The sequence below is a fragment of the Alkalispirillum mobile genome (assembly GCF_003664325.1).
Taxonomy (GTDB): domain Bacteria; phylum Pseudomonadota; class Gammaproteobacteria; order Nitrococcales; family Halorhodospiraceae; genus Alkalilimnicola; species Alkalilimnicola mobilis.
On the sequence record NZ_RCDA01000002.1, the window covers coordinates 294,779 to 319,914 of the forward strand.

The following is a 25,136-nucleotide window of genomic DNA, read 5'->3' on the forward strand; positions in this document are numbered from 1 at the left end:
CCCGCTGGCTCTGATCAGCGAGGTCATCATGTACCGATTACTCACATCAGTCCTCCTTACCTGGGGTCTGATGCTCTGTCTTGCCCTGTTGCCGACGGCCGCCGCCCAGACGATTGGGCCCGACGACGGCGCATTGCAGGACCATATCGATGCCGCCGAGCCGGGTGCCGTCCTGACGCTGGCCCCCGGTACTTACGAGGGTGGCATCACCGTCGACAAACCCCTGACCCTGAAGGGGGAGCCCGGCGCCGTGATCGACGCGGCGGGGGAGGGGGACGTCATTCGTGTGGAGGCCTCCGATGTGCGCATCGAGGGCCTGACCCTGCGCCGCTCCGGCTTCAACCTGACCGACATGAACTCCGGCATCCACGCCGCGCGGGGCAGCCATAACCTGCACGTGGAGGGAAATACCCTCGAGGACGTGGCCTTCGGGGTCTGGGTCTGGCACAGCGAGCACCCCACTGTCGTCAACAACCGGATCACCGGCGACCCGACGGTCCGTTCCCAGGACCGGGGCGACGCCATCCGCCTTTACAATGTCAGCGGCGGGCTGGTGGCCTTCAACACCGTGCGGCACGCGCGCGACGGGGTATACATCGATACCAGCCGCGAGGTGGAGTTCCGCAGCAATCACTTCTCGGAGCTGCGCTACGGCATCCACTACATGTACTCCCACCACGGCCGCATCGTGGACAACACCACCACCCGTACCCGCAGCGGCTACGCACTGATGATGTCCAACCACCTGGAGGTGGTGGGCAACCGCTCCCTGCGCGATCACAACTACGGGATCCTGCTGAACTTCGTCAATTACAGCACCATCGAGGACAACCTGGTGGACCGCGTAACCGGCTGGGCCGGTGGTTCCACGCGGGAGCACGGGGTGACGTTGGGCTCCGAGGGCAAGGCGATCTTCATCTACAACTCCCACGGCAACTCGGTGAGCGACAACCTGTTCGCCCGTACGGAGATCGGTATCCACCTCACGGCGGGTTCCAACCACAACCAGTTCCACGGCAACTCCTTTATCGCCAACCAGCATCAGGTGATGTACGTGGCCAACCGGGAGGAGGAGTGGTCCCACGAGGGCCGGGGCAATTACTGGAGTGACTACATGGGCTGGGACCTGGCCGGCGACGGCATCGGTGACACACCCTACGAGCCCAATGACGCCATGGACGGGGTGCTGTGGAAATACCCCATGGCCAAGATTCTGACCAACAGCCCGGCGGTGCAGCTATTGCGCTGGGTGCAGCGCCAATTTCCGGTGCTACGCCCCAGCGGGGTGCGCGACAGCGCGCCGCTGATCGCCCCCCCGCACGATCTGGAGGTGCTCAAGTGAACGCCGTGGTGCAATTGCAATCGGTGGATCGCCATTTCGGTGCGGTAAAGGCCCTGCAAGGGCTGGACCTAGAGCTGAAAGAGGGCGAGGTGCTGGGCCTGATGGGCCACAACGGCGCCGGCAAGTCCACCACCATGAAACTCATCTTGGGGCTGATTCAGCCCACGGCCGGAGCGGTGCGCGTCTTCGGCCACGACCCGTCGGGCGGGGATTCCGCTCATCTGCGCGAGCGGCTGGGGTATTTGCCGGAGAACGTCAGCTTCTACGAGCAGCTCTCTGGGCGCGAGGTGTTGCACTACTTTGCCCGGCTGAAGCGCGTGCCTGTGCGGCGTGCCGACGAGTTGCTGGAAGAGGTGGGGCTGGGCCACGCGGTGCAGCGTCGGGTGCGAACCTATTCCAAGGGCATGCGCCAGCGGCTCGGCCTGGCGCAGGCGCTGCTGGGGCAGCCGCGGCTGCTGCTGATGGATGAGCCCACCGTCGGCCTGGATCCCATGGCCACCCGCGATTTCTACGAGACCGTGGACCGGTTGCGCGGCCAAGGCGTCAGCATCGTGCTCTGCTCCCACGTGCTGCCGGGCATCGAGCGCCACATCGACCGGGCCGCCATCCTGGGCGGCGGGCGCCTGCTCGCCGAAGGCACGCTGGACCAGCTACGCCACGAGGCCGGCCTGCCCCAGGTGATCCGCGTGCGGACCACGGACCCGCAGGGGGTGCAACGTCAGGCGGAAGGGGAGGGTTTTTCCACCCGCGCCGTGAACGGTCAGTCGGTGGAACTGCTCACCGGCGACGATCGCAAGCTGGATGCCCTGCGCGGCCTGCTCGGCGGCAGCCACATCAGGGATCTGGAGTGGGAGCCTCCGACCCTGGAGCACCTGTACGTGCACTTCGACAAGCAGCTCGCGCTGCGGGAGGGGCAATCATGAATGCCGTGTTGACCGTGGCCACCAAGGAGTTCCGCGACGGCCTGCGCAACCGTTGGGTGCTGGCCATCACCGTGGTGTTCGCGCTGTTTGCCGTCGGCCTGGCCTGGTTCGGTGCGGCCGCCGCCGGCCACGTGGGCTTTACCGGGGTGGCCACCACCGTGATCAGCCTGGCGACGCTGGCGGTGTTCCTGATCCCGCTGATCGCACTGATGCTGGCCTACGACAGCATCGTGGGCGAGGACCAGCAGGGCACCCTGTTGCTGCTGCTCACCTACCCCCTGTCACGCTCGCAGCTCATCACCGGTAAGTTCCTGGGGCACGGCGCCATTCTCGGCCTGTCCACCCTGGTGGGCTTCGGGGTGGCCGGGGCGGTGATCGGAGTGCTGGGCGAGGGCGTGAACACCGGGCAGTTGGTCATGGGCTTTGGCCTGTTCATCGCCAGCGCCCTGTTGTTGGGCTGGGCCTTCATCGGCCTCGCCTATCTGATCAGCGTGGTGGTGGGCGACAAGGCCAAGGCCGCGGGCCTGGCCCTGGTGGTCTGGTTCCTGTTTGTGCTGGTCTATGACCTGGTGCTGCTGGCGCTCCTGGTGGGCACGGAGGGCGGTGTGCCCAGCGGTGTCTTCCAGGCGCTGCTGCTCTTCAACCCCACCGATGTCTTCCGCCTGATCAATCTCACCGGCTTCGAGGCGGCACGGGAGTATGCCGGGCTGGCCTCCATCGCCGGCGATGCCTACTCACTGACCACCATGTTCCTGGTGCTGGCGGCCTGGGCCGTCGCACCCTTCCTGCTGGCCCTGTGCCTGTTCCGTCGGCGCACGGCCTGAGGTGATGACCCTATGTTGAATCGACGCACCCTGTTACTGCTGCTCTCCGGCCTGCCCCTGGTGGGGTTGAGCGGCTGCGGTGGCTCGCGCGGTGACTCGGCGGCCAACTGCTCACCCCGCCCCTTTGCTGCGGACGAGAGCTGCGCGGTCTGCGGGATGACCATCGTGGAATACCCCGGCCCCAAGGGCCAGGTCTGCGTGGACGACGGCAATCGCAGCGTGGGCTTCTGCTCTACCAGCGATCTCTTCGCCTGGGTGCTGCAGCCGGAGAATGCCACTCGGATCCGCCAGGCCTATGTGCATGATCTGATGCAGACCGAATGGGAGCAGCCCGACGACAGTGCGCTGATCGTGGCCCGCAAAGCGCACTTCGTGATCGGTGATCCACGCATGGCCTCCATGGGGCCGGCCCTGGTGCCCTTTGGTGAGCGCGACGCGGCCAAGGCCCACGCCGACGAACTGGAGGAGGGTCGGGTGCTGACCTACGACGACATCGACTGGGATGTATTGAATGACTTGACTCAGTCAATGATTGACCAGCAACACCACAATGGTGGAGGACACCATGGTCATTGAACAAACGAAACAACAGTCCCGGCAGCAACCGGGCCCGGGCGCCTATGAGGACCCGGATGCCGTGCGCGGCCACGAGGGTCTGCTGGTCTCGGAATGGATGACCCTGGACAAGGCGAGGGCCAGCATCATCTGGCTGCATGGGTTAGGGACCAGCGGTGCGGACCTGGACCCGTTGCTGCCCCAGCTGCGCCGGGTCAACCGCATCGGCTTGAACCACGTGGTGCCCCATGCGCCGGTGCGGGAGGTGACCGTCAACCAGGGCGGACTCATGCGCGCCTGGTTCGACCAGCTGGCCCTGGGGCCGGATGCCCCGGAGGATGAGGCGGGCATCCGCGCGGCGGCGGAGCAAGTTCAGGGGCTGATCAGGCAGCAGATCCGCCGCGGCATCCCCGCGGAACGCATCGTGCTGGTGGGCTATTCCCAGGGGGCGGCCATGGCGCTGCACGCCGGATTGGGTTTCCCCGAACGGCTGGCCGGCGTGGTGGCCCTGTCCGGCTACCTGCCGTTGGTCGACCGCTGGCAGGCCTTCCGGGATCCGGCCAATGCCGAAACCCCGGTGTTCATGGCCCATGGCACGCAGGACGAGGTAATGGATTACGGCCGGGCCGAGCGCGCCGCGTACGCCCTGGCGGACGGCGGACACCCGGTGGTTTGGGAGCGTTACGACATGGGCCATCAGGTCTGTGGCGAAGAGCTGGAGGCATTGGACAGCTGGCTCATGGACAGACTGGGTTAGGGGTCCGGTTTCTCGGTGGCTCCGTCTCCGGCGTGTCTCCGGCGGGTGCGCCGGCAGCGCTGGGAGCAGTAACGGACCTGCGCCCAATCCCGCGCCCACTTTTTTCGCCAGGTGAAGGGGCGACCGCAGGTGGCGCACTGCTTCTCCGGCAGGTGAGACTTCTTATGAGCCATGCTTTCCCGCCCGATCGGGGAACAGCGAGAGCTGCCGGTCATCCCTTTTCTGCGGGCTTGGACCAGTGCGGGACCGGCCCCGGCGGCGGCTGGCGTGGCGCTGCCGTATGCCCTCGGCCTCCTGCCGGGCCTGCGCATCCCGACGCAGGGTCCGGAATTGCTCGCGGGCCTGGCGGGCCGCCCGTTCGTGGTCAACGATGCGCATGGGGTAGTCCTGTCCGATCCGACAGCCGCTGCGCGCCTGCAACCGGTCGGGCATGTCCCAGGGCTGGTGTAGCCAGTCGTCCGGCACCTCGGCCAGCTCCGGCACCCAGCGCCGGATGAACTGCCCCTTCGGGTCGTGCTCCCGCGACTGCTTCACCGGGTTGTAGATGCGCAGGGCATTGATGCCGGTGGTGCCCGACTGCATCTGCATCTGGCAATAGTGGATGCCGGGTTCGTAGTCGGTGTACATGCGCGCCAGGTGCAGTGCCGGCTCGCGCCAGTGGAGCCACAGGTGGTAGGCCGCGAACGAGACCAGCATGGCGCGCATGCGGAAATTCAGCCAGCCGGTGGCGTTGACCGCACGCATGCAGGCGTCCACCAGCGGGAAGCCGGTCCGGCCGACCCGCCAGGCCTCGAAGTGCGGGGTATTGAACGCATCTTCACGCAACCCGTCCGCCGACCGCTGCATGTTGCCAAACTCGATGCGCGGCTCATCCTCCAGCTTCTGCATGAAGTGGCAGTGCCAGTGGAGCCGCTTCTCGAATTGCTGCAGGGAGCGCAGCCAGTACTTGCGGGCGTTCCCCGGCGGCAGAGTTCCCTTCAAATCTCTCCGGCGGGCGCGGCTGGCCTGCACCACCTCGCGAAGCGAGAGTGTGCCGTAGGCCAGGTGGGGGCTCAGCCGGGAGCTGGCAGTCCAGGCAGACACCGGGCTGCTGATGCCACCGGCGTAGCGGCGCCCGCGGTCGGTGAGAAAGCCCTGTAACACCGCCTCTGCGGCGCGTCGCCCTGGAGTCTGGACGCGGATGCGCTCCTCGCCGGACAGAGGAGGAGGGCGGTCTGGAAGTGTCTCGCGCTTTATTCTGGGAGCGGGCTGGAGGGAGTTCGGAACCGGCAGGCAGGGTTCGCCCATCAGTGTTTCCCACTGGCGTGACCAGCCGTCCCGCCGGGGCAGGGGGCGCTTTATCCCGTGCTGGCGGTATTCCTGCCACGGCACCCCCCGTTGCCGCAGCAGCGCTGCGACGGCGCGATCGCGCTGGTAAGTCCAGTTGTTTCCGGTCTCCTGGTGGCTGTGCACAGCGGCGATGGGCAGGGTGGCGAGGATTTCCCCCAAGACGGCGGTCGCATCTCCCTGCCGAACAACGAGCGGTTGCCCGAGCGCGCGCAGGGTTGTGTCCAGCTCCGCAAGGCTGTGACGGAGAAAATCCCAGTGCCGGAGGCTGGTGTCGGGCAGGGCCCAGTAGCCGGGTTCGATAATGTATAGCGGCACCACCGGGCCGGCGCGGGCTGCATGGTGGAGCGGCGCATGGTCCGCCACGCGGAGATCCCGCTTGAACCAGACAAGATGGATCGGCGACGACATGGCGCTGCTCCCGGCGGCGGTAGCGTGTCCTGATTTTATACAAAAATTGTACGGCGTGACATCCTCCGGCCGTTTGCTCCGGGCATGGCAGTTTGTTCAGCTTCCCCGGTAAGATATGTTATAACATCGCGAATTTTCCGCGACGGAATCCCTGTAGCCATGCCCTCACCCCTGCAACGCCCCGCCTTGCTCTACGCCCTGTTCTTCGTCTCGGGCTTTGCTGCCCTGGTCTACCAGGTACTGTGGGTACGCGAGCTGGGCCTGCTGCTGGGGGGCACGGCCCAGGCGGCTGCGCTGGCCATCGCCATCTTCTTCTCCGGGATTGCCCTGGGCGGGTGGTTCTGGGGGCGCCTCAGCCATCGCTTCTCCAGTGCCCTGCGGATGTTCGGCGTGGTCGAGATCCTCGTGGCCGTCACGGCGCTCAGCCACTTCTTCTTGCTGGATGCCTACCACGCCCTCTACCCCTGGGCCTACGCCTGGGTGGGCGGGGCGCCGGTGGCAGAGTTGGCCCTGAAGGCGGCGATCGCCGTCACGCTGCTTTTCCCGCCGGCCTTCCTGATGGGTGGCACACTGCCGCTGATGGCGCAACACATGGTGTCCGTACGCCAGGGGCTGGCGCGCACGGGCACGGCACTGTACGCGGTGAACACCGCCGGTTCGGCCAGTGGGGCGTTGGCCGCCGGCTTTGTGCTGCCGAACTGGCTGGGGTTTTCCCAGGCCTACCTGTTGGCAGTGGGGCTGGACCTGTTCGTGGGCGCGATGGCCATCCTGCTCACGCTGGTCGGGGTTCAGCAGCGGGCCGCTGCAGCCGAGGCCAAGCGGAGCCGCAAGCGAGCGCGACGCGCGAAGCAAGCCCGTAATAGCACAAACCACGGCTCGGGCGGCGCCGGGGACGGGCAGGCAGTCGCCTGGTCCGGTACCACCATCTGGTTGGTGGCCTTCTTCTCAGGCTTCGCGACCCTGGCGGTGGAAGTCGTCTGGACCCGCCTGTTCGCGCAGGTGCTGCAGAACTCGGTTTACACCTACGCGCTGGTGCTGACCCTGTTCCTGATCGCGCTCTCCATCGGCGCCGCGGTGGCGCGTGCGCTGACGTCCAACCGGCAATGGCCCCCGGAGCGTGTCCTGCTCGTCCTGCTGCTCGGTGGGGCCCTGGCGGCGGCGTCCGCGCCCTGGGCCTTCCAACTGGGCACCGCCGGGCTGGACTATGTCGGGGCCGGACTGGGCTGGTGGGCCTATATCGGCGCGGTAAGCATTACCGCCGCCGCCATCATGTTGCTGCCCGGCGTGGTGTTGGGGACGGTGCTGCCCTACCTGCTGCGGATGCTGGAACATCGGCGGGCGCATGCGGGCGATACCCTGGGGCGGCTGGTGATGGTCAACACGGTCGGTGCGGTGCTCGGTGCGCTGGCCGCCGGGTTTGTCTTCATCGCCTGGTTGGGCACCGGATTGACGCTGCTTGTTCTGGGTACGGTCTATCTGCTGCTGGCGGCGCGGGTCGGCTGGGAGGGGGAGCCCCGGTATGCCCGGGTGCTGGTGCCCGCCCTGGTGGTGGCGGCCGCTGCGCTACCGGCCCTGCAGATCCTGCTGCCCCATCCCGTTCCGTTGCGTGAGGCGCATGACGAGTCCCTGATCGCGATGGAGGAGGGCGCACACGCCACCGTGGCTGTGGTGGAGCGCGATGGCCACCGTCTGATCCGGGTGAATAATCACTACGTGCTTGGCGGCACCGGGGCGTTGGAGGCAGAGCGCAATCAGACCAGCATACCCCTGGCCATTCACCCGGAGCCCCGGCGGGTCTTCTACCTGGGGATGGGCACGGGAATCACCGCGGGGGCCTCCCTGCAGTTCCCGGTGGAGCAGGTGGTGGTCTGCGAAATCCTGCCCGAGGTGGTGCGCGCCGCCAGGGACCATTTCGAGCCCTGGGCCAACGGTCTGTTCGATGACGAGCGGGTGACCATCCACGCCGAGGATGGCCGTAACTGCCTGGCCCGCTCATCGGACCAGTACGACGTGATCATCAGTGACTTGTTCACGCCGTGGAAAGCGGGTACGGGCAACCTCTATACCCGCGAGCACTACCAGACCGCCCTCAGTCGTTTACAGCCCGGCGGGCAGTACGTGCAATGGATTCCGCTCTATCAGGTGTCAAAGCATGAGCTGGCCTCCATCGCCCGCACCATGGAAAGCGTGTTCCCGCAGGTGCTCGTCTGGCGCGGCGACCTGTTGCCGGATCAGCCCATCATTGCGCTGGTAGGGCAGGAACGGGCAGCGCCGCTGGATATCGATCGCCTGATCGACCACGGTCGCCTGCTCGCCGAAGACGAGCGGCTGGACCGCCCGCTGATCGCCGCCAGCCTGCTGCGTTTCTACGCCGGCAACGCCAGCGCCTCGGGGCTGTTCGCCAACGGCGTGTTGAATACCGACAACCGTCCCTTCGTGGAGTACCAGGCCCCCCGGACCCAGCGCAAGGCCCAGGCGGGGGAGGTGGAGTGGATGACCCTGCATAACGCCGCTGAGTTGTACGAATCGCTGCTGCAACAGACCGGCCCCGCCGAGGACCCCTACCTGGCTGGCCTGAGCGCGGAGCAGCAGAACTACGTGGTCGCCGGCCGCAGCTATTACCATGCAGCCGTGCTTGCCCGCCTGGGTCGCCATGATCTCGGACAGCACTTCATCGAGGACTTTCTGCAGCGGACTCCGTTCCAGGTCATGCCCCAGAGCGAGCAGCAGGCGGATACCCTGTCTGGGTGGGAAGGGGAATAGAGCGGGAAAGGGGAACAAAGAAGGCGTACCGGCCATGGAAGCCGGTACGCCGGTCGCTGCCGCGGGCTAGGCCGGGTCGATGGTGGTCAGCCGGTCAGATTCATTGCGCTTCCGCCTCCAGACCTTGCAGGGACCACTCCGGGAAGGGGTCGGGCAAGTCTTGCCAGCTCTGCGGGCCTTCGGCCATCTCCTCATCTGTCAGCAGGCAGGCCTCCAGACGCTGGCGCAGCGCGGGCTCCTCCATGCCGATGCCGATCAGCACGATCTCCTGGCGCCGGTCGCCGAAACGGCTGTCCCAGAACGGCACGATGTGTTCCTGCCACCAGGGGGCGTCGGTGGGACGCTTTGCCGGGGGGACCGCAGCCCACCAGATGCCTGCTGCGCCGTGGGTCATCGCCGCGCCTGCCTGCGAAAGCTGGCCGGCGAAATCCATTCGGGTGGCCAGCCAGAAGTGCCCCTTGCTGCGAACCACACCCGGCCAGTCCTGGTGGAGCAGCCGGTAAAAGCGCTCGGGGTGGAAAGGGCGGTCAGCTCGGAATACGAAGCTCTGAATGCCGTATTCCTCCGTCTCCGGGGTGTGCGGTTCGCCGGCGAGCTCTGCGGCCCAGCCAGGTGCTTCGGCTGCGCGTTCGAAGCTGAACCGGCCGGTGCCGAGCAGCTTGGCCGGCGAGACGCGCCCATGCTCCGTGGTGATCAGCTCAGCGCGGCGGTTCAGGGCGCGTACCACGCCTTGCACCAGTCGCAACTGCTCTTGATCCACCTGGTCCGCCTTGTTGATCACGATGACATCGGCGAATTCGATCTGGTCCGCCAGCAGATCAACGACACTGCGCTCATCCTCATCTCCCAGTGACTCGCCGCGATCCTGGAGGAGGTCCTCGCTGCTGTAGTCCCGCAGCAAGGCACCGGCATCGACCACCGTGACCATGGTGTCCAGTTGCGCTACATCCGAAAGGCTCTGCCCCATCTCGTCGCGAAACTCAAAGGTGGCCGCCACCGGCATCGGTTCCGAAATACCCGTGGACTCGATCAGCAGATAGTCGAACTGCCGGGCCTCTGCCAGGCGACGGACTTCCTGCAGCAGGTCATCGCGCAGGGTGCAGCAGATGCAGCCGTTGGTCATCTCCACCAATTGCTCGTCCGAGCGGCTGAGTGCGGCCTCTCCGCCCCGGACCAGGTCAGCATCGATATTGACCTCGCTCATGTCATTGACGATCACTGCCACCCGAAGCCCTTCCCGGTTGCCCAGGATGTGGTTGAGCAGTGTCGTCTTGCCGGCGCCCAGGAAGCCGGAGAGTACGGTGACGGGCAGACGTTGCATGGTTGGTCGCTCCATTCGTCAGTGGAAGTCTGGCCAAGAGTAGAATGTTATAACGTAACATATATTCGCGAGCACCACCCCCGCTATGCGGCCCCGAATCGGGAACGAACTGGTTGCGACACCCCGTTATCGCGAGGGCCGGAGGCCCGCGGCGATCTCCCGGAGACGACGGGTCATGAAACAAAAACCCCCGGGGCGGAGCCGCACCCGGGGGTCTCTACGCATCGACCCGGCCTTCAGCCGGATCGGGTGCCGGTGGCGATCAGTTCAGCGCCTCGGCGATCCGCGCCATGGCCTTCTCCAGGTTCTCCATGCTGGTGGCGAAGGAGATCCGGGCATAGCCGTCCAGGCCGAAGGCGGAACCGGGCACCAGGGCCACGCCCTGTTCCAGCAGGAAGCCGGCCAGTTCCACGTCATTGCTGACGCCGTCCAGCTTGTCGATAGCACCCTGCATGTTCGGGAAGCAGTAGAAGGTGCCCTCGCAGGGGCGGCACTCGACGCCGTCGATCTTGTTCAGGGCGTCCACCACGAAGTCGTGGCGCTTCTTGAACTGCTCCAGCATCGGCGGGATGCAGCCCTGGTCGCCGTCCAGCGCCGCCACCGAGGCGGCCTGGGAGACCGAGGCCGGGTTGGAGGTGGACTGGGACTGGATCTTCTTCATGGCGCCGATCAGCGCCTCGGGGCCGGCCGCGTAGCCCACGCGCCAGCCGGTCATGGCGTAGGCCTTGGAGACGCCGTTGACCACCACGGTGCGGTCCTTCAGCTCGGGGCAGGCGTTGACGATGTTCACGAACTCACCCTCGAACAGGATGTGCTCGTAGATATCGTCGGTCACCACCACGATCTCCGGGTGCTTCTTCAGCACCGCGCCCAGCGCAGCCAGCTCATCCTTGGTGTAGGCGGAGCCGGTGGGGTTGGAGGGGCTGTTGATCACGAACAGGCGGGTGCGCTCGGTGATGGCGCCCTCCAGCTGCTCGGGGGTGATCTTGAAGCCCTGCTCCTGACCGGCCTCGATGATCACCGGCTCGGCGTCGGCCAGCTTGGCCATGTCCGGGTAGGAGACCCAGTAGGGCGCCGGGATGATCACCTCGTCGCCCTCGTTCAGCAGGGCGCACATCAGGTTGTACAGGGAGTGCTTGGCGCCGGAGGAGACCAGCACCTGCTTGCCGTCATAGTCCAGGCCGTTCTCGCGCTTGAACTTGTTGATGACGGCCTTCTTCAGCGCCGGAGTGCCGTCCACGGGGGTGTAGCGGGTCTCACCCTCGTTGATCGCGGCAATGGCCGCCTCTCTGATATGCTCAGGCGTGTCAAAATCAGGCTCGCCGGCCCCCAGGCCGATGATATCCTTGCCCGCGGCGCGCAGCTCGGCCGCCTTGGCGGTCACCGCCAGAGTGGGAGAGGGCTTCACGCGTTGAACCCGATTCGCCAGTTTGATATCCAAAGTTGCCTCCGTTTCTCGCTGAGTCTTAGCCGCGTAATTCTAACCGCTCGCGCCCGATCGTGCACATCGGGTGGGCGAGCGGGTGCATACCACCCCAAACGCAGGTCTTAAAGCACCCATGACCGCAAGGTTCCAGCTCCAAAGCCGCTTCCAACCCGCCGGTGATCAGCCCACCGCCATTGCCTCGCTGGTGGAGGCCCTCAACGCCGGCGAGCGCTACCAGACCCTGCTCGGCGTCACCGGCTCGGGCAAGACCTTCACCATGGCCAACGTCATCCAGGCGCTGCAGCGCCCCGCCATGGTGCTGGCCCCCAACAAGACCCTCGCCGCCCAGCTTTATGGCGAGATGCGCGAGTTCTTCCCCAAGAACCGGGTGGAGTACTTCGTCTCCTACTACGACTACTACCAGCCCGAGGCCTACGTCCCGGCCTCCGACACCTTCATCGAGAAGGACGCCTCGGTGAACGAGCACATCGAGCAGATGCGGCTGTCCGCCACCAAGGCCATCCTGGAGCGGCAGGACACCATCATCGTCGCCTCGGTCTCCTCTATCTACGGCCTGGGCGACCCCCAGTCCTACATGCAGATGCTCCTGCACCTGGTGCGCGGCGAGACCATCGACCAGCGCCAGATCCTGCGCCGGCTGGCGGAGATGCAGTACAGCCGCAACGACATGGACTTCACCCGCGGCACCTACCGTGCCCGGGGCGAGGTCATCGACATCTTTCCCGCCGACTCCGAGGACGAGGCCGTGCGGGTCGAGCTGTTCGACGACGAGATCGAGGAGCTGTCCTACTTCGATCCGCTCACCGGGGAGGTGCTGCGCCGGGTGCCGCGCCTGACCATCTACCCCAAGACCCACTACGTCACCCCGCGCGACCAGGTGCTGCGCGCCATCGACGCCATCAAGGAAGAGCTGCGTGACCGGCTGGCGGAGTTGCGCGCCGCCGACAAACTGGTGGAGGCCCAGCGGCTGGAACAGCGGACGATGTTCGACCTGGAGATGATGTACGAGCTGGGCTACTGCAACGGCATCGAGAACTACTCGCGACACCTCTCCGGCCGCGCCCCCGGTGAGCCGCCACCGACGTTGTTCGACTACGTGCCCGAAGACGCGGTGGTGTTCATCGACGAATCCCACGTCACCATCCCGCAGCTGGGCGGTATGTACAAGGGCGACCGCAGCCGCAAGCAGACCCTGGTGGATTACGGCTTCCGTCTGCCCTCGGCCCTGGACAACCGGCCGCTGAAATTCGACGAATGGCTGCAACTGGCACCCCAGTCGGTGCTGGTCTCCGCCACCCCCGGCCCCTGGGAGCGGGAGCATAGCCAGCGGGTGGTGGAGCAGGTGGTGCGGCCCACCGGTCTGCTGGACCCGGAGGTGGAGGTGCGCCCGGCGCTCAGCCAGGTGGACGACGTGTTCGGCGAGATCACCGATCGGGCCAGGCGCGACGAGCGGGTGCTGGTTACCACGTTGACCAAGCGCATGGCGGAGGACCTCACCGAGTACCTGCACGAGAACGGGGTACGGGTGCGCTACCTGCACTCCGACGTGGATACGGTGGAACGCACCGAGATCATCCGCGATCTGCGTCTGGGCGAGTTCGACGTGCTGGTCGGCATCAACCTGCTGCGCGAGGGGCTGGATATCCCCGAGGTGTCGCTGGTGGCCATCCTGGACGCCGACAAGGAGGGCTTTCTGCGCTCCGAGCGCTCGCTCATTCAGACCATCGGCCGGGCGGCGCGCAACCTCGCCGGCAAGGCCATCCTCTACGCCGATACGGTCACTGACTCCATGCGCCGCGCCATCGATGAGACCGACCGCCGGCGTGCCAAGCAGCAGGCGCACAACGAGGCCCATGGCATCACCCCGAAGGGCGTGAGCAAGGACGTGGCGGATATTATGGAGCGGGGCGGGGTACCGGCCCCCGGCACGCCGCGCGAGCGCATTGCCCGGGTAGCCGAGGAGGCCGCCGAGTACGGCCGCTACACACCGGCCGAGGCGGTCAAGCGGATCAAGCAGTTGGAGAAGCAGATGCGGGAGCACGCCCGCAACCTGGAGTTCGAGGAGGCCGCGCAGCTGCGCGACGAGATCAAGCGCCTGGAGCAACACGCCCTGGGCCGCCCCGACGTTGCCAGCGCCTGAGCGCGCCCGCCAACCCATTCACCCTTTGGGCGCCCGGCCTTGCCGGGCGATAATACCGCCATGTCTGAAACAACCGATACAGAAAAGCTGCAGAAAGTACTGGCCCGGGCCGGCGTCGGCTCGCGGCGCCAGATGGAGGCCTGGATCGCCGAGGGGCGGGTCAAGGTCAACGGCAAGCCCGCCCAGCTGGGTGACCGGGTCAGTGCCGAGGACCGGCTGCAGGTGGACGGCCGCCCCGTGGCCCAGCACAAGCTCCAGCCGGAACGCCAGGTGCTGCTCTATTACAAGCCCGAGGGGGAGGTCTGCACCCGCAACGACCCGGAAGGGCGGCCCACGGTCTTCGACAACCTGCCGGAGGCCGGTGGCCGCTGGGTGGTGGTCGGCCGGCTGGATCTGAACAGTCAGGGGCTGCTGCTGTTCACCACCGACGGGGAGCTGGCCAACCGGTTGATGCACCCCTCCAGCGGCATCGAGCGGGAGTACGCGGTGCGCGTCTTCGGCGAGGTGACCGACGAGATCCTGAGCACGCTCAAGCGTGGCGTCACCCTGGAGGACGGTGAGGCGGCCTTCACCTCGATCACCCCAGTGGTGGACCACGCGGCGCTGGGATACGAGATCAAGCCGGGTAATGCCTGGTACCACGTCACCCTGCGCGAGGGCCGCAACCGCGAGGTCCGCCGCCTGTGGGAATCGCAGGGGCTGAAGGTGAGCCGCCTGCTGCGCGTCCGTTACGGGCCGGTCAAGCTGCCCAGGGACCTGCGCCGGGGCCATCACCTGCCGCTGCGCAAGGGCCAGATCGCCTCGCTCTGCCAGGCGGTGGGCCTGAAACACGAACCTGATAACGATCACGACCGGCGCAAGGGGCGCAAACCCCAGGGCCGGCGCAGAAAGAAACCGTCCCGGCGGCGCTGACCCGGTGCCGTCGGCCGGGGAGGGCATTGGGGGCCCGGCCGGTTGGAGAACATACCCGTCCTTTACATGCTGTTGGCGCTCGGCGTGGTGCTGCTGGGCGGGCTGGTGCACGGCACCTTCGGCGTGGGATTTCCATTGGTATCCACGCCGTTGCTGGCGCTGATGACCGACGTGAAGACCGCCATCCTGCTCACCCTGGCGGCCAATATCCTGGTCAATGGCTACAGCATGCTGCGGGGTGGCGACTGGGCCGCGAGCCTTGGCCGGTTCTGGCCGATCGCGGTCTGGATGCCGCTGGGTGCGGCCCTGGGCACGCTCTGGCTGGTGGCGGTGGACCCGAACCCCTTCCGGCTACTGCTGGCGGCCACCATGGTCTTCTACCTGACCAGCCACTATTTCCGGGACCTGGATTGGTCCTGGATTCCGCGCCATCCTCAGGCCTCCGGCGCCGGTTTCGGGATCGGTGCCGGAGTGCTCGGCGGCACCGTCAACGTGGGCGGCCCGGCGCTCATGATCTACTTCCTGGAGATGAAGGTTGCGCCGCTGGTGCTGGTGCAGGCTATCAACCTCGCCTTTTTCGTCAGCAAGATCACCCAGGCGGCCACCTTCGCAGCACTGGGCTACCTGGGACTGGAACTGCTGTTGTGGTCCCTGCCACTGGCGCTGGTCAGCCTGGGCGGGTTGCGGGCGGGCATGGCCCTGCGCGAGCGGGTGCCGGCGGACCGCTTCCGGGGCTGGCTGCGCGGCCTGCTCTGGCTGATGGCCGGCATGCTGGTGGTGCAGTTCTTCCTGGAGCTGTCGGGCGGTTGATACAGGGGAGGCGATCAGGGCCCGGGTGGTGGCAGGCTGGCCTGGAATTGCTCCACCGGTTGCGGCCGGCTGTAGAGGAACCCCTGCGCCATGTCACAACCCAGTCGGCGCAGGGCCTCGGCCTGGGCCTCCGTCTCCACGCCCTCGGCCACCACGGACAGGGAGAGCACCTGCCCCAGCTGGACCACCGCGGCGGCGATGGCCGCCGGGTCGCCCCCGTGCTCCATGCCGTCCACGAAGCTGCGGTCCAGCTTGAGCACGGTCACCGGGAACCGCCGCAGGTAGGTCAGCGAAGAGTAGCCGGTGCCGAAGTCGTCGATGGCCAGGGAGACCCCCAGATCACGCAGGGCCTGCAGGGTCTGCACCGAACTCTCCATGTCCATCATCACCGTGGTTTCGGTGATCTCCAGCTCCAGCAGGTGGGGCGGCAGGCCGGAGCGGTTGAGGGCGGCCTTGATCTGGTCCACCAGGTCGGCCTGGCTGAACTGCGCGGCTGACAGGTTCACCGCCAGCTTCAGGGGGCGCCCCTCGTCCAGCCAGCGCCGGCCTTGGGCGCAGGCGGTCTCCAGCACCCAGCGGCCGATGGGTACGATGGCCCCGGAGTGTTCCGCCTCCGGTATGAAGTGGTCGGGTCGCACCGCGCCCCGGTCCGGGTGGTGCCAGCGCAGCAGCACCTCGGCCCCGGCCACGTCGCCGGAGGCCAAGTCGATCTTGGCCTGGTAGTTGAGCAACAGCTCATCCCGTTCCAACGCATGTTCCAGGTCCCGGGCCATGGCCTGGCGGTCCTGGAAACGATCGTACATGCCGCGAACGTAGACGCAGGTGCCATCCTTCCGCTTGGCCTCCTGCAGGGCCAGGGTGACCGCGGTCATCAGGCCGTTGGTGCTCTTTCCGTGCTGCGGGAAGCAGGCCGCGCCGGCCCGGCCGCGCAGTTTGATGCGGCGGGGTCCGATCTGCAGGGTCCGCTCCGCCATGGCGCGCGCCTTCTCGGCCACGCCGGGCAGTTCGTCTTCCGAGTCAATGCGGGGCTGGATGATGGCGAAGTCGTCGCCATAGGGCCGGGCGATGATGACACCCGGTGGCAGCGCGTCCTCCAGCCGCCGTGCGAGTGCCTCCAGTATCCGGTCGCCCACCTCGTCGCCCCAGGTGGCGTTGACCTCGGTAAAGCCCTGCAGGTCCACGAGATGCAGCCCCACCTTGTGCCCCTGCGCCCGGGCGCGGGCCAGGCACTGGTCCAGCCGCTCAAGGAAGGCGGTGCGGTTGGGCAGCCCGGTCAACGGGTCGTGGGTGGCCAGGTACTCTATGCGCTCGGCGTCCTGGCGGCGGGCCTCCACCTGGCGGTAGAGGCCGCGCCCGATGCCGACGGAAAGCAAGACCGTGATGCCCAGAAGGCCCGCGGTGGCGGCGTAGACCTGCTGGTTGGCCTGCTCCAACGCCCCGGCCTCCTCTCGCATCCCGCTGACCATCTCTTCTTTCATGCGGAGTGAGAGTCTCTGCATGGCATTGATGCGCTGGGTGGCCAGCTCGAACCAGGCGCGGGCCAGTGCCGGGTTCTGCTCGGGCAGGGCGGAATCCATGAGCTGGCTGCGCAGGGCCATGAGCTGGTCTTCCGCGTCAAAATCCAGCAGATTTTCCAGTTGGTGGCGGTAGTCGGACGCCGCCAGTCGATCGAACCGCATCTGGTACTCCTGCTGCAGGAAAACGTGGCGCAGGAAGTCCTGTTGCAGGAAGTTGGACGGGGTGCCGCGGGCGATCAGCGTCGCCCCCATGGCGCGCTCCTTGCCGGCATGCTCCTGCAGGTGGATCAGGGCCAGGAAGGCATCCAGGCCGCCATTCAGGGGTTCCTGGTCTTCGGCACCGGCCAGTTCATCCACCTGCTCGATCAAATGCTCGACAACGCGGGTGTAGACGTGCAGGTTCCAGCTCGCGGTGCTGTCCAGGCGGTCCACGGCGTCCCGGTGTTCGCGGACCCCTTCCAGGTGCTGCCTCAATCGCGTCATCCAGGGGGCTTGCTCGGGCGCGTCGGAAAGCACCTGTTCCAGTGCCTGGATGGCGTCATCGGTCTGAACCCGGGCATCCTCAACCAGTTGGCGCAGGCCGGGGTCATCGGGGGCGACCAGATGTGCAGTGCTGGCGCCGCGCTCCTCCTGCAGGGCATGGATCAGCGGGGCGGCACGCTCCGCCTGGTCCAGTAACGCCATGCGCTGCTCGATATCCGCCGCCCGCTCCTGTCGCTCATGGACCAGGAAACCCGAGAGGATCAGGAATGCGATGATGGGTAAGGCGATCGCCCAGATGACGCGCCGTGCAATCTGTCTCAAGACGACACTCCATGATCGTCGAGCGCGGGACGGGTAAGGTGTATCAAAATTTGTACAAGTCTTGTTTCAGCGTGGATCATGACAGGAGGTTCTGCAAGGTGAATGGTGGCATGGATCCACAAGAGCCCCGCCCGGCGGTTCAGGCGCTCGGCCTGGTGAAACGTTATGGCGAGATCACCGTGGTGGACGGGATCGACCTGACGGTGCAAACCGGGGAGTGCTTCGGCCTGCTCGGACCCAATGGCGCTGGCAAGACCACCACCCTGCGCATGCTGCTGGGGCACACACCGCCCAGTGGGGGTGAGCTGGAGGTGCTGGGGTTGCCGGTGCCGGCCCGGGCCCGCGAGGTACGGGCGCGTACGGGCGTGGTGCCGCAGGTGGACAGCCTGGACCCGGACTTCACCGTTAAGGAGAACCTCTACACCTACGCCAGCTACTTTGGTCTGCGGGGGCCGGCGCTGGATCAGCGGGTGCAGTCACTGCTGCGTTTTGCCAGCCTGGAGGGGCGCGAGGGGGCGGCCATCCAGGCCCTGTCCGGGGGCATGAAGCGGCGCCTGACACTGGCCCGGGCGCTGATCAATGACCCGGAGATGGTGGTGCTGGACGAGCCTACGACGGGGCTGGACCCGCAGGCCCGGCAGCACATCTGGCAGCGTCTGCGGGCCCTGCTGGACCGCGGGCGGACGCTGATTCTGACCACCCACTACATGGAGGAGGCGGAGCGACTGTGCGACCGTCTCGCGATCATCGACCGCGGGCGGGTGGTGGCCTGCGACAGCCCCGGTGCGCTCATTCGGACACATATCGAGAATCAGGTGGTGGAGCTGGATGGCCGGGATGCAGAGCGGTGGCGGCAGTACGGCCTGCAGCCCGAAGGCGTGCGCCAGGAGGACTCCGGCGAGACTGTCCGGCTGTATGCGGCGGACGAGCAGGTGTTGCTGGCGGCGCTGGCCGAGTACCCGGAACTGCGCTGGGTCCACCGGCGGGCCAACCTGGAGGATGTCTTCCTGCGCCTCACCGGCCATGGACTGAGGGACTGAGCGGCCATGAACCAGAAACAGACGCCAAATGGGATCGGGGGCGGGTTGCCGCAACTCAGCCTCCGCTTCATCCCGGTCTGGCGGCGTAATACGCGGGTGTGGCGCAAGCTGATGGTGCCCTCGATCATGGGCAATTTCGGTGAGCCCCTGCTCTATCTGCTGGCGCTGGGTTACGGGTTCGGCCGCCTGGTGGGGGAGGTGAACGGCCTGCCCTACATGGTCTTTCTGGCCTCCGGTGTGATCTGCTCCAGCGCCATGACCACGGCCAGTTTCGAGGCCATGTACTCGGCCTACACGCGATTTTCGCAGCAGCAGACCTGGGCCGCGATGCTGGGGGCGCCGCTGACGGTGGACGATGTGGTGCTGGGTGAGGTGGCCTGGGGGGCGACCAAGGCGCTGATGAGTGCGACGGCCATCCTGGTGGTGGCCTCGCTGCTGGGGCTGGTGGCGGACCCGCGGGCAGTGCTGGCCCTGCCGGTGGTGCTGCTCACCGGGTTCTGTTTCGCGGCCATGGCGATGGTGGTTACCGCGCTGGCGCGGAGTTACGACTTCTTTCTCTATTACTTCACGCTGGTGATGACGCCCATGCTGCTCCTGTCCGGGGTGTTTTTCCCGCTGCAGGAGCTGCCCGGGGCCGTGGTCGCCGGCGCCTGGTGTCTGCCGTTGGCGCACGCGGTGGCGGTGGTGCGGCCGTTGCTCATCGGCGAATGGCCCACCCTGGTGGTGCTGCACCTGGGGGTGATTACCGCCTACGCGGTGGTCGGGCTGTCGCTGGCCACCTGGCTGTTGCGGCGGCGGATCATGAAATAGGCGCGCCGGAGGAGGCAGGTCAGCCGAACAGCCCGTGCAGGAACCAGCGGCGCCGGCCGCGGCGCTCGCGGAAGACCCAGAGCCGGGCGCCGCTGCGGTCCCGGGCCACGTAGTAGTCGCGCGCGACGTCGGCGCCGTCCCACCAGCCGCTTTCTATGCGTTCCGGCCCGTGCTCCAGCAACAGGGGGTCGCGGAAGACGGGCTGTCCCTGCCGCTGCCCGAGGATGCGTGGCCGTTCCAGTAGCCAGGTGGGCCGGGGCTTCGCGATGGCCTCCGGGCCCGCTTCGCCCGGCCTCACCCGGCGCCAGGCGTGCTCGGGGCGGTGCTCCGGGTGCACGGCCAGACCGTGGGCGCTGGCCTCGCCCAGGCGGGCGGTCAACCGCTCCAGCAGCACCCGCATGGGGCGCTGGTCGTGGGCCGCCCGGGTGCCGGGCAAGGCCTCCGGCTCCGGCCGCAGCGGCTGTATGTCGTCGGCCAGCAGTGCAATGGCCCGTACCGGGGCCGCCAGTGGCTCGCGGGCCAGGCGTTCGTCGGCCACCCGCAGTAGGCGCTCGGGGTCGCGATCGGGCTCGGACAGGCCCACCTGCAGCCGGCTGGCGGGGCGGCGGGGGTGTTCCAGCCGTAGCTCAAAGCGTGGAACCCCGGCATCCAGGCCCCGCAGCAGGCCCTGCAGTTCATGGAGCATGCGCTCCAGCAGGGGCAGCAGGCGGTCCACCTGCTCAGTCTCGCGCTCCAGTTCCCGTCGCCCCCGGTAGCGGGGTGGCGGCTGCCATTCGGGCAGGGGCTCCGGGCGGCGGCCCACGGCCCGGTCCAACTGGTGGTGGAGATCGGGGCCCAGCCGGCGGGCCAGCGCTGCGCGGGGCAGGGCCAGGCAGTCAGCCAGGTGTCTCAGCCCCAAGCCGTGCAGGGCCTGGTACTGGCGTGGCGTCAGGTCGAGCACGGTCAGGGGGAGTGGCGCCAGCGCCTGTTCCAGGGCCTCGGGTGTGCGGATGACAAGTGATTGGCCGCAGCGGGCCAGCCAGCAGGCGGCCCTTGGCGTGGGGGCGACGGCCCGCCGGTAGGCCAACTCCAACCGGTCCAACCCCTCATCCATCTCCTCCAGCAGTGCCTCCAGGCCGCCGAACAGGTTCAGGCTGGCACCGACCTCCAGTACCAGTGCTGCCGGTGGCCAGGGGCTCACCCGGCTGCTGAACTGGTAGGCCCAGGCCGCCAGGTTGTTCAGGGTGTCGTCGGCCGCGTTGCCGGGGATGGGCCCGGCCGCCCCCGTTGTCGGGGATGGCGCGGGCCCTTCGGGCGCAGCCTGTTCAGGCAGGTAGAGGGCCAGCCACAGCATTGCGGCATCTCCATGGCCGGGTGGCAGGGTCAGGTGGCCGGCCGCTTCAGCGGTGCCCACCATCCAGGGGCAGGTCCAGCTGCGAGCGGGCGCGGTTGCCGCGGGCCCGATGCGACCGAAGGGTGGTCACGGTGGCCGGCGAGCGTCGGTGCCACTCCGTGCCGCCTGAGGCGCGGGCCTTGCCGCCGCTTTGCCGGGGGGTGGGTGTGGCGTCGGTGTCCGAGGCGTCCAGCGACGGCAGCGGTACTGGCCGGTCCAAGTTCAGGGTGATCTGCTGGCGGCTGCCACCCCGGCATTTGAAGATATCCAGCCGGTTGCCATCGGCATTCTGGTCCAGGGTCAGGCGCAGGGCGGCCGGGGAGGGCTGTGCCGCCTGCTGGAGAGCGCGGAACAGCACGCCCCAGGCATCGCCGGACTCGGCGGCCAGCTGCAACCGGCGCAGGGCGGCGTTGTCCAGTTGCCCCGGCCAGGCCAGCACGGCGCTGCAGGTGCCGGAGCGCAGCGCCTGCTCTACCGCCCACAGGCGTTCCTGGTTGTTGCGCGGATGGACCAGCAGCAGGTGGCGCAGGTCCACGCCCGCGGCGGCCAGCGCCGGTGCATAAGGCAGGGTAGGCGGGGCGATGATGACCACCCAGCGTCCGGCACGACTGAGTCGGGCCAGCGCAGGCAGTACCAGGCGCAACTCGCCCACGCCGGGCTGGTCGTACAGCACCTCGGTAAGGGCGCCGGCGGACCAGCCGTTGCCGGGCAGCACCGCGTCCAGGGCCGGGAAGCCGGTGGTCAGGCCCCGGTGAGTGGTGGTGTCGGCGGCCTCGCCGGTGGCACGCCAGATACGGGGGTGTTTCAGCAGATGGTCCAGTGCCTCGGTCATGTTGGGCTCCTCGCATTTGCGATGGTGGCCTTCCCTGGCCAAGGGCGGTCTCGGCTCCATGGACACCGGCTGGAATCTCAGCTCAGCCCCTCGGTGCGGATCACGCCCACGGCAATGCCCTCCAGGCTGGCATCGTCGCGGGTGAGGTCCACCTCGATGGGCGGGTAATCGGGGTTTTCGGAGAGCAGCCGCAGCTGGCTGCCTTGCTGCTCCAGGCGTTTGACGGTGACCTCGTCGTGCAGCCGCACCACCACGATCTGGCCGTTGCGGGCCTCGTGGGTGCGGTGTACCACCAGCAGGTCGCCGTCGAGGATGCCGGCATCGCGCATGCTCATGCCGCGCACCCGCAGCAGGTAGTCGGGTCGGGGCGAGAACAGGCCGGCATCCACCCGGTAGTGCCGGTCGATGTGCGACTCGGCCAGGATGGGACTGCCGGCGGCCACCCGGCCCACCACGGGCAGGCCGTCGCCGTCCTGTTCGGGGGCGTCAGCCGGAGCGGGTAGGTGGATACCGCGCGAGGTGCCCGGGCGTAGCTCAATGGCCCCCTTGCGGGCCAGGGCGCGCAGGTGGCTCTCCGCGGCATTGGGCGAGCGGAAGCCCAGGGCCTGGCAGAGCTCGGTCCGGGTGGGCGGATAGCCGGTGCGCCGGATGTGCTCGCGGATCTGCTCGAGCACCTGCTGTTGTCGGGGTGTCAGGGTGTCGTTTGTCATGATGGGTGTAAATTTATACAGTATCGCCGGTTTGTGCAAGTCCGCGGCTACGACGACGGTCAGACCCGCTGGCAGGGGTGGGCATGCAGGGCGTGCCGCGCTGCCACATGTGCTCGGGGTCGGGGTGGCGGATAATAGGGGCAGCGATGGGGTGAAAGTGCCGATGGGACAGGTACAATTCACGCCCTGTGACCGGCGGCGGATGGCGGTGTAGATGGTACATACCGGACTGACACAATTGCCCGACGAGACGCAGCTGGACTTCGACAGCTGGGTGGCGCAACTGCCTGCCTGGCTGGACGAGGACGACCGCGAGGTGCTGAGCGAGGCCTGGCGCCTGGCCGAGATGGGTTGCAAGTCGGCGCAACGGCCCACCGGCGACAGCTACTTCGAGCACGGAGTGGCCGTGGCCACTATCCTGTCCGGGTTGCGTCTGGACGCCGCCACCCTGGCCGCCGGCTTGTTGCACGATCTGCCCACCCTGGACGAGACCGCCCTGGGTCGTATCCGGAAGCGGCTGGGCAGCGACGTGGCCCACCTGGTGGAAGGCGCCTCGCGCATGCAGGACATCTCCCGCTTTCACGCCCCGGAACAGCTGGCCGAGGCCTCCGACCGGGCCGAGGGGCTGCGCAAGATGCTGCTGGCCATCGCTTCGGATGTGCGGGTGGTATTCATCACCCTGGCCGAGCGCCTGCACGACCTGCGCACCCTCCGCGAACTGCCCGAGGCCCTGCAGCGGCGTATCGCCCAGGAAACCCGCGATATCTACGCCCCGCTGGCCAACCGTCTGGGCATCTGGCAGCTCAAGTGGGAACTGGAGGACCTGGCCTTCCGCTATCTGCAGCCCGATGTCTACAAGCAGGTGGCCCGGTTGCTGGCCGAGCGTCGGCTGGACCGCGAGGCCTACATCGAACGGGTCCGCCAGTCACTGCACGACGCCCTCCGCGAGTCCGGGATCAAGGCCGATGTGGTGGGCCGGCCCAAGCACATCTACAGCATCTGGCGGAAGATGCAGCGCAAGGGGCTGCGCTTTGAAGAGCTGTACGACCTGCGCGCCCTGCGCGTGCTGGTGGACGACGTGGGCACCTGTTACGCGGTGCTTGGGGTGGTGCACAGCCTTTGGAAGCACATCCCCAAGGAGTTTGACGACTACATCGCCACCCCCAAGGAGAACAACTACCGCTCCCTGCACACGGCGGTGATCGGCCCCGAGGGCAAGACCCTGGAGGTGCAGATCCGCACCCACGCCATGCACCAGGAGGCGGAGCTGGGCATCGCCGCCCACTGGCGTTACAAAGAGGGCGGCCAGCAGGACCGTGACTTCGAGCAGAAGATCGCCTGGCTGCGCCAGATCCTGGAGTGGGGACAGGAGGAGAACGGCGCCGAGGACTTCCTCGACCGCTTCAAGGCGGAAGTGTTCGAGGATCGAGTCTACGTCATCACCCCCCAGGGTGACGTGGTGGACCTGCCCCGGGGCGCCACGCCGCTGGATTTCGCCTACCACATCCACTCCCACGTGGGGCACCACTGTCGTGGGGCCAAGGTGAACGGGCGCATGGTGCCGCTCACCCATACGCTAAAGAGTGGCAGCCAGGTGGAGATCATCACCTCGCGCTCGGCCACCCCCAGCCGCGACTGGCTCAACCCCTCGCTGGGCTACCTGCGCACCTCCCGGGCACGGGCCAAGGCACGGACCTGGTTCCGGCAGCAGGACCACGACAAGAACGTCCAGGCCGGGCGCAATATCCTGGACCGGGAACTGCACCGCCTGGGTCTGCAGGACGTCCCGCTGGACGACGTGGCGCAGAAGACCCGGTTCCGCAAGCTGGAGGACTTCCTGGCCGCACTGGGGCGGGGCGACATTACCGCCGGACAGATCGCGAGTATCGTCGGTGAACGGGTGTTGCCGCGCCCGGAGGGGGAGGATCCGCTGCCGGTCAGCCGCAAGCGCAGCACGGTCTCCAGCCAGGGTGGCGACGAGGTGACCATCTACGGTGTGGACAACCTGCTCACCCGGTTGGCCCGTTGCTGCACCCCTGCACCGGGCGACCCCATCATCGGTTTTCTGACCCGGGGACGAGGCGTGACCATCCACCGCCGCGACTGCCCGGAGGTGGGGCGCTTGCGGACCGACGAGCCCGAACGGCTGATCGATGTCACCTGGACCGATCCGGGCGGGCGTCGCTACCCGGTGAACGTGGTGGTGCACACCCCCGACCTGCAGCGGGCGCTGCAGGACGTTTCAAAGGTGCTGACCAACGAGCAGATCCGGCTGCTGGGCATCAACACCCAGACCGACGCCCGGGGCGAGCACGCCTCGCTCGATCTCTCCCTGGAGGTGGCGGACGTGAACCAGATGAGCCGCCTGATGAATCGCATCGGCAGCCTGCCCCATGTGCAGGATGTGCACCGCAAGGGCTGACCCAGGGCCAGGTACCAGGGCTGAATATGAAGTTGCTGACGTAAAAAAAGCCGGGTCCTGCACGGACCCGGCCCGATCAAAAGGCCTGTTCTTCAGGC

20 protein-coding genes are annotated in these 25,136 nt (G+C 67.4%); 12 read left to right on the plus strand and 8 right to left on the minus strand.

Translation table 11 applies throughout. The annotated features are described in order from the left end of the window. Window positions 1-28 precede the first annotated feature (28 nt). The 5 genes from DFR31_RS09555 to DFR31_RS09575 are packed head-to-tail and all read left to right on the plus strand — an operon-like array spanning window position 29 to window position 4,401. Window positions 29-1,342 carry a nitrous oxide reductase family maturation protein NosD gene (locus tag DFR31_RS09555; protein ID WP_121442530.1) on the plus strand — a complete coding sequence of 438 codons (1,314 nt, stop codon included), beginning with the start codon at window positions 29-31 and terminating at the stop codon, window positions 1,340-1,342. Next, window positions 1,339-2,265 (plus strand): ABC transporter ATP-binding protein, encoded by a 927-nt coding sequence (locus tag DFR31_RS09560; protein ID WP_121442449.1) that lies wholly within the window; start codon window positions 1,339-1,341, stop codon window positions 2,263-2,265. The genes DFR31_RS09555 and DFR31_RS09560 overlap by 4 nt, the downstream gene beginning before the upstream one ends. Beyond that, window positions 2,262-3,089 carry an ABC transporter permease subunit gene (locus tag DFR31_RS09565; RefSeq protein WP_121442450.1) on the plus strand — a complete coding sequence of 276 codons (828 nt, stop codon included), beginning with the start codon at window positions 2,262-2,264 and terminating at the stop codon, window positions 3,087-3,089. The genes DFR31_RS09560 and DFR31_RS09565 overlap by 4 nt, the downstream gene beginning before the upstream one ends. Before the next feature lie 12 nt (window positions 3,090-3,101). Next, a complete protein-coding gene (locus DFR31_RS09570) occupies window positions 3,102-3,665 on the plus strand; it encodes a nitrous oxide reductase accessory protein NosL (protein WP_121442451.1) in 564 nt (187 codons plus the stop codon). After that, complete coding sequence (locus DFR31_RS09575; RefSeq protein ID WP_245971148.1) at window positions 3,655-4,401, plus strand: alpha/beta hydrolase; 747 nt, start codon at window positions 3,655-3,657, stop codon at window positions 4,399-4,401. The genes DFR31_RS09570 and DFR31_RS09575 overlap by 11 nt, the downstream gene beginning before the upstream one ends. On the opposite strand, the gene DFR31_RS14055 is transcribed toward DFR31_RS09575, so the two are convergent. Both DFR31_RS14055 and DFR31_RS09585 read right to left on the minus strand, forming a co-directional pair. Then, window positions 4,398-4,616 carry a DUF2256 domain-containing protein gene (locus DFR31_RS14055; RefSeq protein WP_342767663.1) on the minus strand — a complete coding sequence of 73 codons (219 nt, stop codon included), beginning with the start codon at window positions 4,614-4,616 and terminating at the stop codon, window positions 4,398-4,400. The genes DFR31_RS09575 and DFR31_RS14055 overlap by 4 nt on opposite strands. Continuing rightward, window positions 4,564-6,138, minus strand: coding sequence for an FAD-binding domain-containing protein (locus DFR31_RS09585; RefSeq protein WP_121442453.1), 1,575 nt, complete (start codon window positions 6,136-6,138; stop codon window positions 4,564-4,566). The genes DFR31_RS14055 and DFR31_RS09585 overlap by 53 nt, the downstream gene beginning before the upstream one ends. Before the next feature lie 159 nt (window positions 6,139-6,297). Between DFR31_RS09585 and DFR31_RS09590 the strand changes: the two genes are divergently transcribed. After that, window positions 6,298-8,901: a fused MFS/spermidine synthase gene (locus DFR31_RS09590; RefSeq protein ID WP_121442454.1), complete on the plus strand. Its 2,604-nt coding sequence runs from the start codon at window positions 6,298-6,300 to the stop codon at window positions 8,899-8,901. Between the two features lie 100 nt (window positions 8,902-9,001). On the opposite strand, the gene zigA is transcribed toward DFR31_RS09590, so the two are convergent. Beyond that, entirely contained in the window at window positions 9,002-10,222 is a 1,221-nt protein-coding gene (gene zigA / locus DFR31_RS09595) for a zinc metallochaperone GTPase ZigA (RefSeq protein ID WP_121442455.1), read from the minus strand. 262 nt (window positions 10,223-10,484) lie between these two features. Beyond that, a complete protein-coding gene (locus DFR31_RS09600; RefSeq protein ID WP_121442456.1) occupies window positions 10,485-11,663 on the minus strand; it encodes a pyridoxal phosphate-dependent aminotransferase in 1,179 nt (392 codons plus the stop codon). Between the two features lie 118 nt (window positions 11,664-11,781). Here DFR31_RS09600 and uvrB point away from each other — a divergent pair, with 118 nt between their 5' ends. From uvrB to DFR31_RS09615, 3 genes are read left to right on the plus strand one after another with little or no spacing between them, the layout of a single operon-like run. Then, window positions 11,782-13,809: an excinuclease ABC subunit UvrB gene (uvrB, locus tag DFR31_RS09605; RefSeq protein ID WP_121442457.1), complete on the plus strand. Its 2,028-nt coding sequence runs from the start codon at window positions 11,782-11,784 to the stop codon at window positions 13,807-13,809. A 60-nt stretch (window positions 13,810-13,869) separates the two neighbouring features. Next, complete coding sequence (rluB, locus tag DFR31_RS09610; protein ID WP_121442458.1) at window positions 13,870-14,721, plus strand: 23S rRNA pseudouridine(2605) synthase RluB; 852 nt, start codon at window positions 13,870-13,872, stop codon at window positions 14,719-14,721. Between the two features lie 42 nt (window positions 14,722-14,763). Continuing rightward, window positions 14,764-15,531, plus strand: coding sequence for a sulfite exporter TauE/SafE family protein (locus tag DFR31_RS09615; RefSeq protein WP_245971149.1), 768 nt, complete (start codon window positions 14,764-14,766; stop codon window positions 15,529-15,531). A 14-nt stretch (window positions 15,532-15,545) separates the two neighbouring features. Here DFR31_RS09615 and DFR31_RS09620 read toward each other — a convergent pair whose 3' ends face one another. Then, a complete protein-coding gene (locus DFR31_RS09620) occupies window positions 15,546-17,852 on the minus strand; it encodes a putative bifunctional diguanylate cyclase/phosphodiesterase (protein WP_121442459.1) in 2,307 nt (768 codons plus the stop codon). A gap of 110 nt (window positions 17,853-17,962) precedes the next feature. On the opposite strand from DFR31_RS09620, the gene DFR31_RS09625 reads away from it, so the two are divergent. Next, a complete protein-coding gene (locus DFR31_RS09625) occupies window positions 17,963-18,892 on the plus strand; it encodes an ATP-binding cassette domain-containing protein (protein WP_121442460.1) in 930 nt (309 codons plus the stop codon). A gap of 6 nt (window positions 18,893-18,898) precedes the next feature. Further along, window positions 18,899-19,702: an ABC transporter permease gene (locus DFR31_RS09630; protein WP_121442461.1), complete on the plus strand. Its 804-nt coding sequence runs from the start codon at window positions 18,899-18,901 to the stop codon at window positions 19,700-19,702. 19 nt (window positions 19,703-19,721) lie between these two features. Here the strand turns inward: DFR31_RS09630 and DFR31_RS09635 are convergent, their stop codons facing one another. The 3 genes from DFR31_RS09635 to lexA form a co-directional block, all read right to left on the minus strand. Beyond that, window positions 19,722-21,098: a Y-family DNA polymerase gene (locus tag DFR31_RS09635; RefSeq protein ID WP_121442462.1), complete on the minus strand. Its 1,377-nt coding sequence runs from the start codon at window positions 21,096-21,098 to the stop codon at window positions 19,722-19,724. Continuing rightward, the gene (gene imuA, locus DFR31_RS09640) at window positions 21,082-21,906 is read right to left on the minus strand and encodes a translesion DNA synthesis-associated protein ImuA (protein WP_121442463.1); all 825 of its coding nucleotides are present in this window, start codon (window positions 21,904-21,906) and stop codon (window positions 21,082-21,084) included. Before imuA ends, DFR31_RS09635 begins: the two co-directional genes overlap by 17 nt. A 77-nt stretch (window positions 21,907-21,983) precedes the next feature. Further along, on the minus strand, window positions 21,984-22,616 hold the full coding sequence (gene lexA, locus DFR31_RS09645) for a transcriptional repressor LexA (protein ID WP_121442464.1): 633 nt from the start codon (window positions 22,614-22,616) through the stop codon (window positions 21,984-21,986). A 214-nt stretch (window positions 22,617-22,830) separates the two neighbouring features. On the opposite strand from lexA, the gene relA reads away from it, so the two are divergent. Next, window positions 22,831-25,038 carry a GTP diphosphokinase gene (gene relA, locus DFR31_RS09650; RefSeq protein WP_121442465.1) on the plus strand — a complete coding sequence of 736 codons (2,208 nt, stop codon included), beginning with the start codon at window positions 22,831-22,833 and terminating at the stop codon, window positions 25,036-25,038. Window positions 25,039-25,136 lie beyond the last annotated feature (98 nt).

What these genes read in the sequence shown, in the direction of transcription:
- relA (WP_121442465.1), top strand. Translation starts at nt 22,831, where the DNA reads ATGGTACATACCGGACTGACACAATTGCCCGACGAGACGCAGCTGGAC.
- DFR31_RS09630 (WP_121442461.1), top strand. Translation starts at nt 18,899, where the DNA reads ATGAACCAGAAACAGACGCCAAATGGGATCGGGGGCGGGTTGCCGCAA.
- uvrB (WP_121442457.1), top strand. Translation starts at nt 11,782, where the DNA reads ATGACCGCAAGGTTCCAGCTCCAAAGCCGCTTCCAACCCGCCGGTGAT.
- DFR31_RS09585 (WP_121442453.1), bottom strand. Translation starts at nt 6,138, where the DNA reads ATGTCGTCGCCGATCCATCTTGTCTGGTTCAAGCGGGATCTCCGCGTG.
- lexA (WP_121442464.1), bottom strand. Translation starts at nt 22,616, where the DNA reads ATGACAAACGACACCCTGACACCCCGACAACAGCAGGTGCTCGAGCAG.
- DFR31_RS09635 (WP_121442462.1), bottom strand. Translation starts at nt 21,098, where the DNA reads ATGGTGGGCACCGCTGAAGCGGCCGGCCACCTGACCCTGCCACCCGGC.
- DFR31_RS14055 (WP_342767663.1), bottom strand. Translation starts at nt 4,616, where the DNA reads ATGACCGGCAGCTCTCGCTGTTCCCCGATCGGGCGGGAAAGCATGGCT.
- rluB (WP_121442458.1), top strand. Translation starts at nt 13,870, where the DNA reads ATGTCTGAAACAACCGATACAGAAAAGCTGCAGAAAGTACTGGCCCGG.
- imuA (WP_121442463.1), bottom strand. Translation starts at nt 21,906, where the DNA reads ATGACCGAGGCACTGGACCATCTGCTGAAACACCCCCGTATCTGGCGT.
- DFR31_RS09555 (WP_121442530.1), top strand. Translation starts at nt 29, where the DNA reads ATGTACCGATTACTCACATCAGTCCTCCTTACCTGGGGTCTGATGCTC.
- DFR31_RS09575 (WP_245971148.1), top strand. Translation starts at nt 3,655, where the DNA reads ATGGTCATTGAACAAACGAAACAACAGTCCCGGCAGCAACCGGGCCCG.
- DFR31_RS09570 (WP_121442451.1), top strand. Translation starts at nt 3,102, where the DNA reads ATGTTGAATCGACGCACCCTGTTACTGCTGCTCTCCGGCCTGCCCCTG.
- zigA (WP_121442455.1), bottom strand. Translation starts at nt 10,222, where the DNA reads ATGCAACGTCTGCCCGTCACCGTACTCTCCGGCTTCCTGGGCGCCGGC.
- DFR31_RS09565 (WP_121442450.1), top strand. Translation starts at nt 2,262, where the DNA reads ATGAATGCCGTGTTGACCGTGGCCACCAAGGAGTTCCGCGACGGCCTG.
- DFR31_RS09625 (WP_121442460.1), top strand. Translation starts at nt 17,963, where the DNA reads ATGGATCCACAAGAGCCCCGCCCGGCGGTTCAGGCGCTCGGCCTGGTG.
- DFR31_RS09590 (WP_121442454.1), top strand. Translation starts at nt 6,298, where the DNA reads ATGCCCTCACCCCTGCAACGCCCCGCCTTGCTCTACGCCCTGTTCTTC.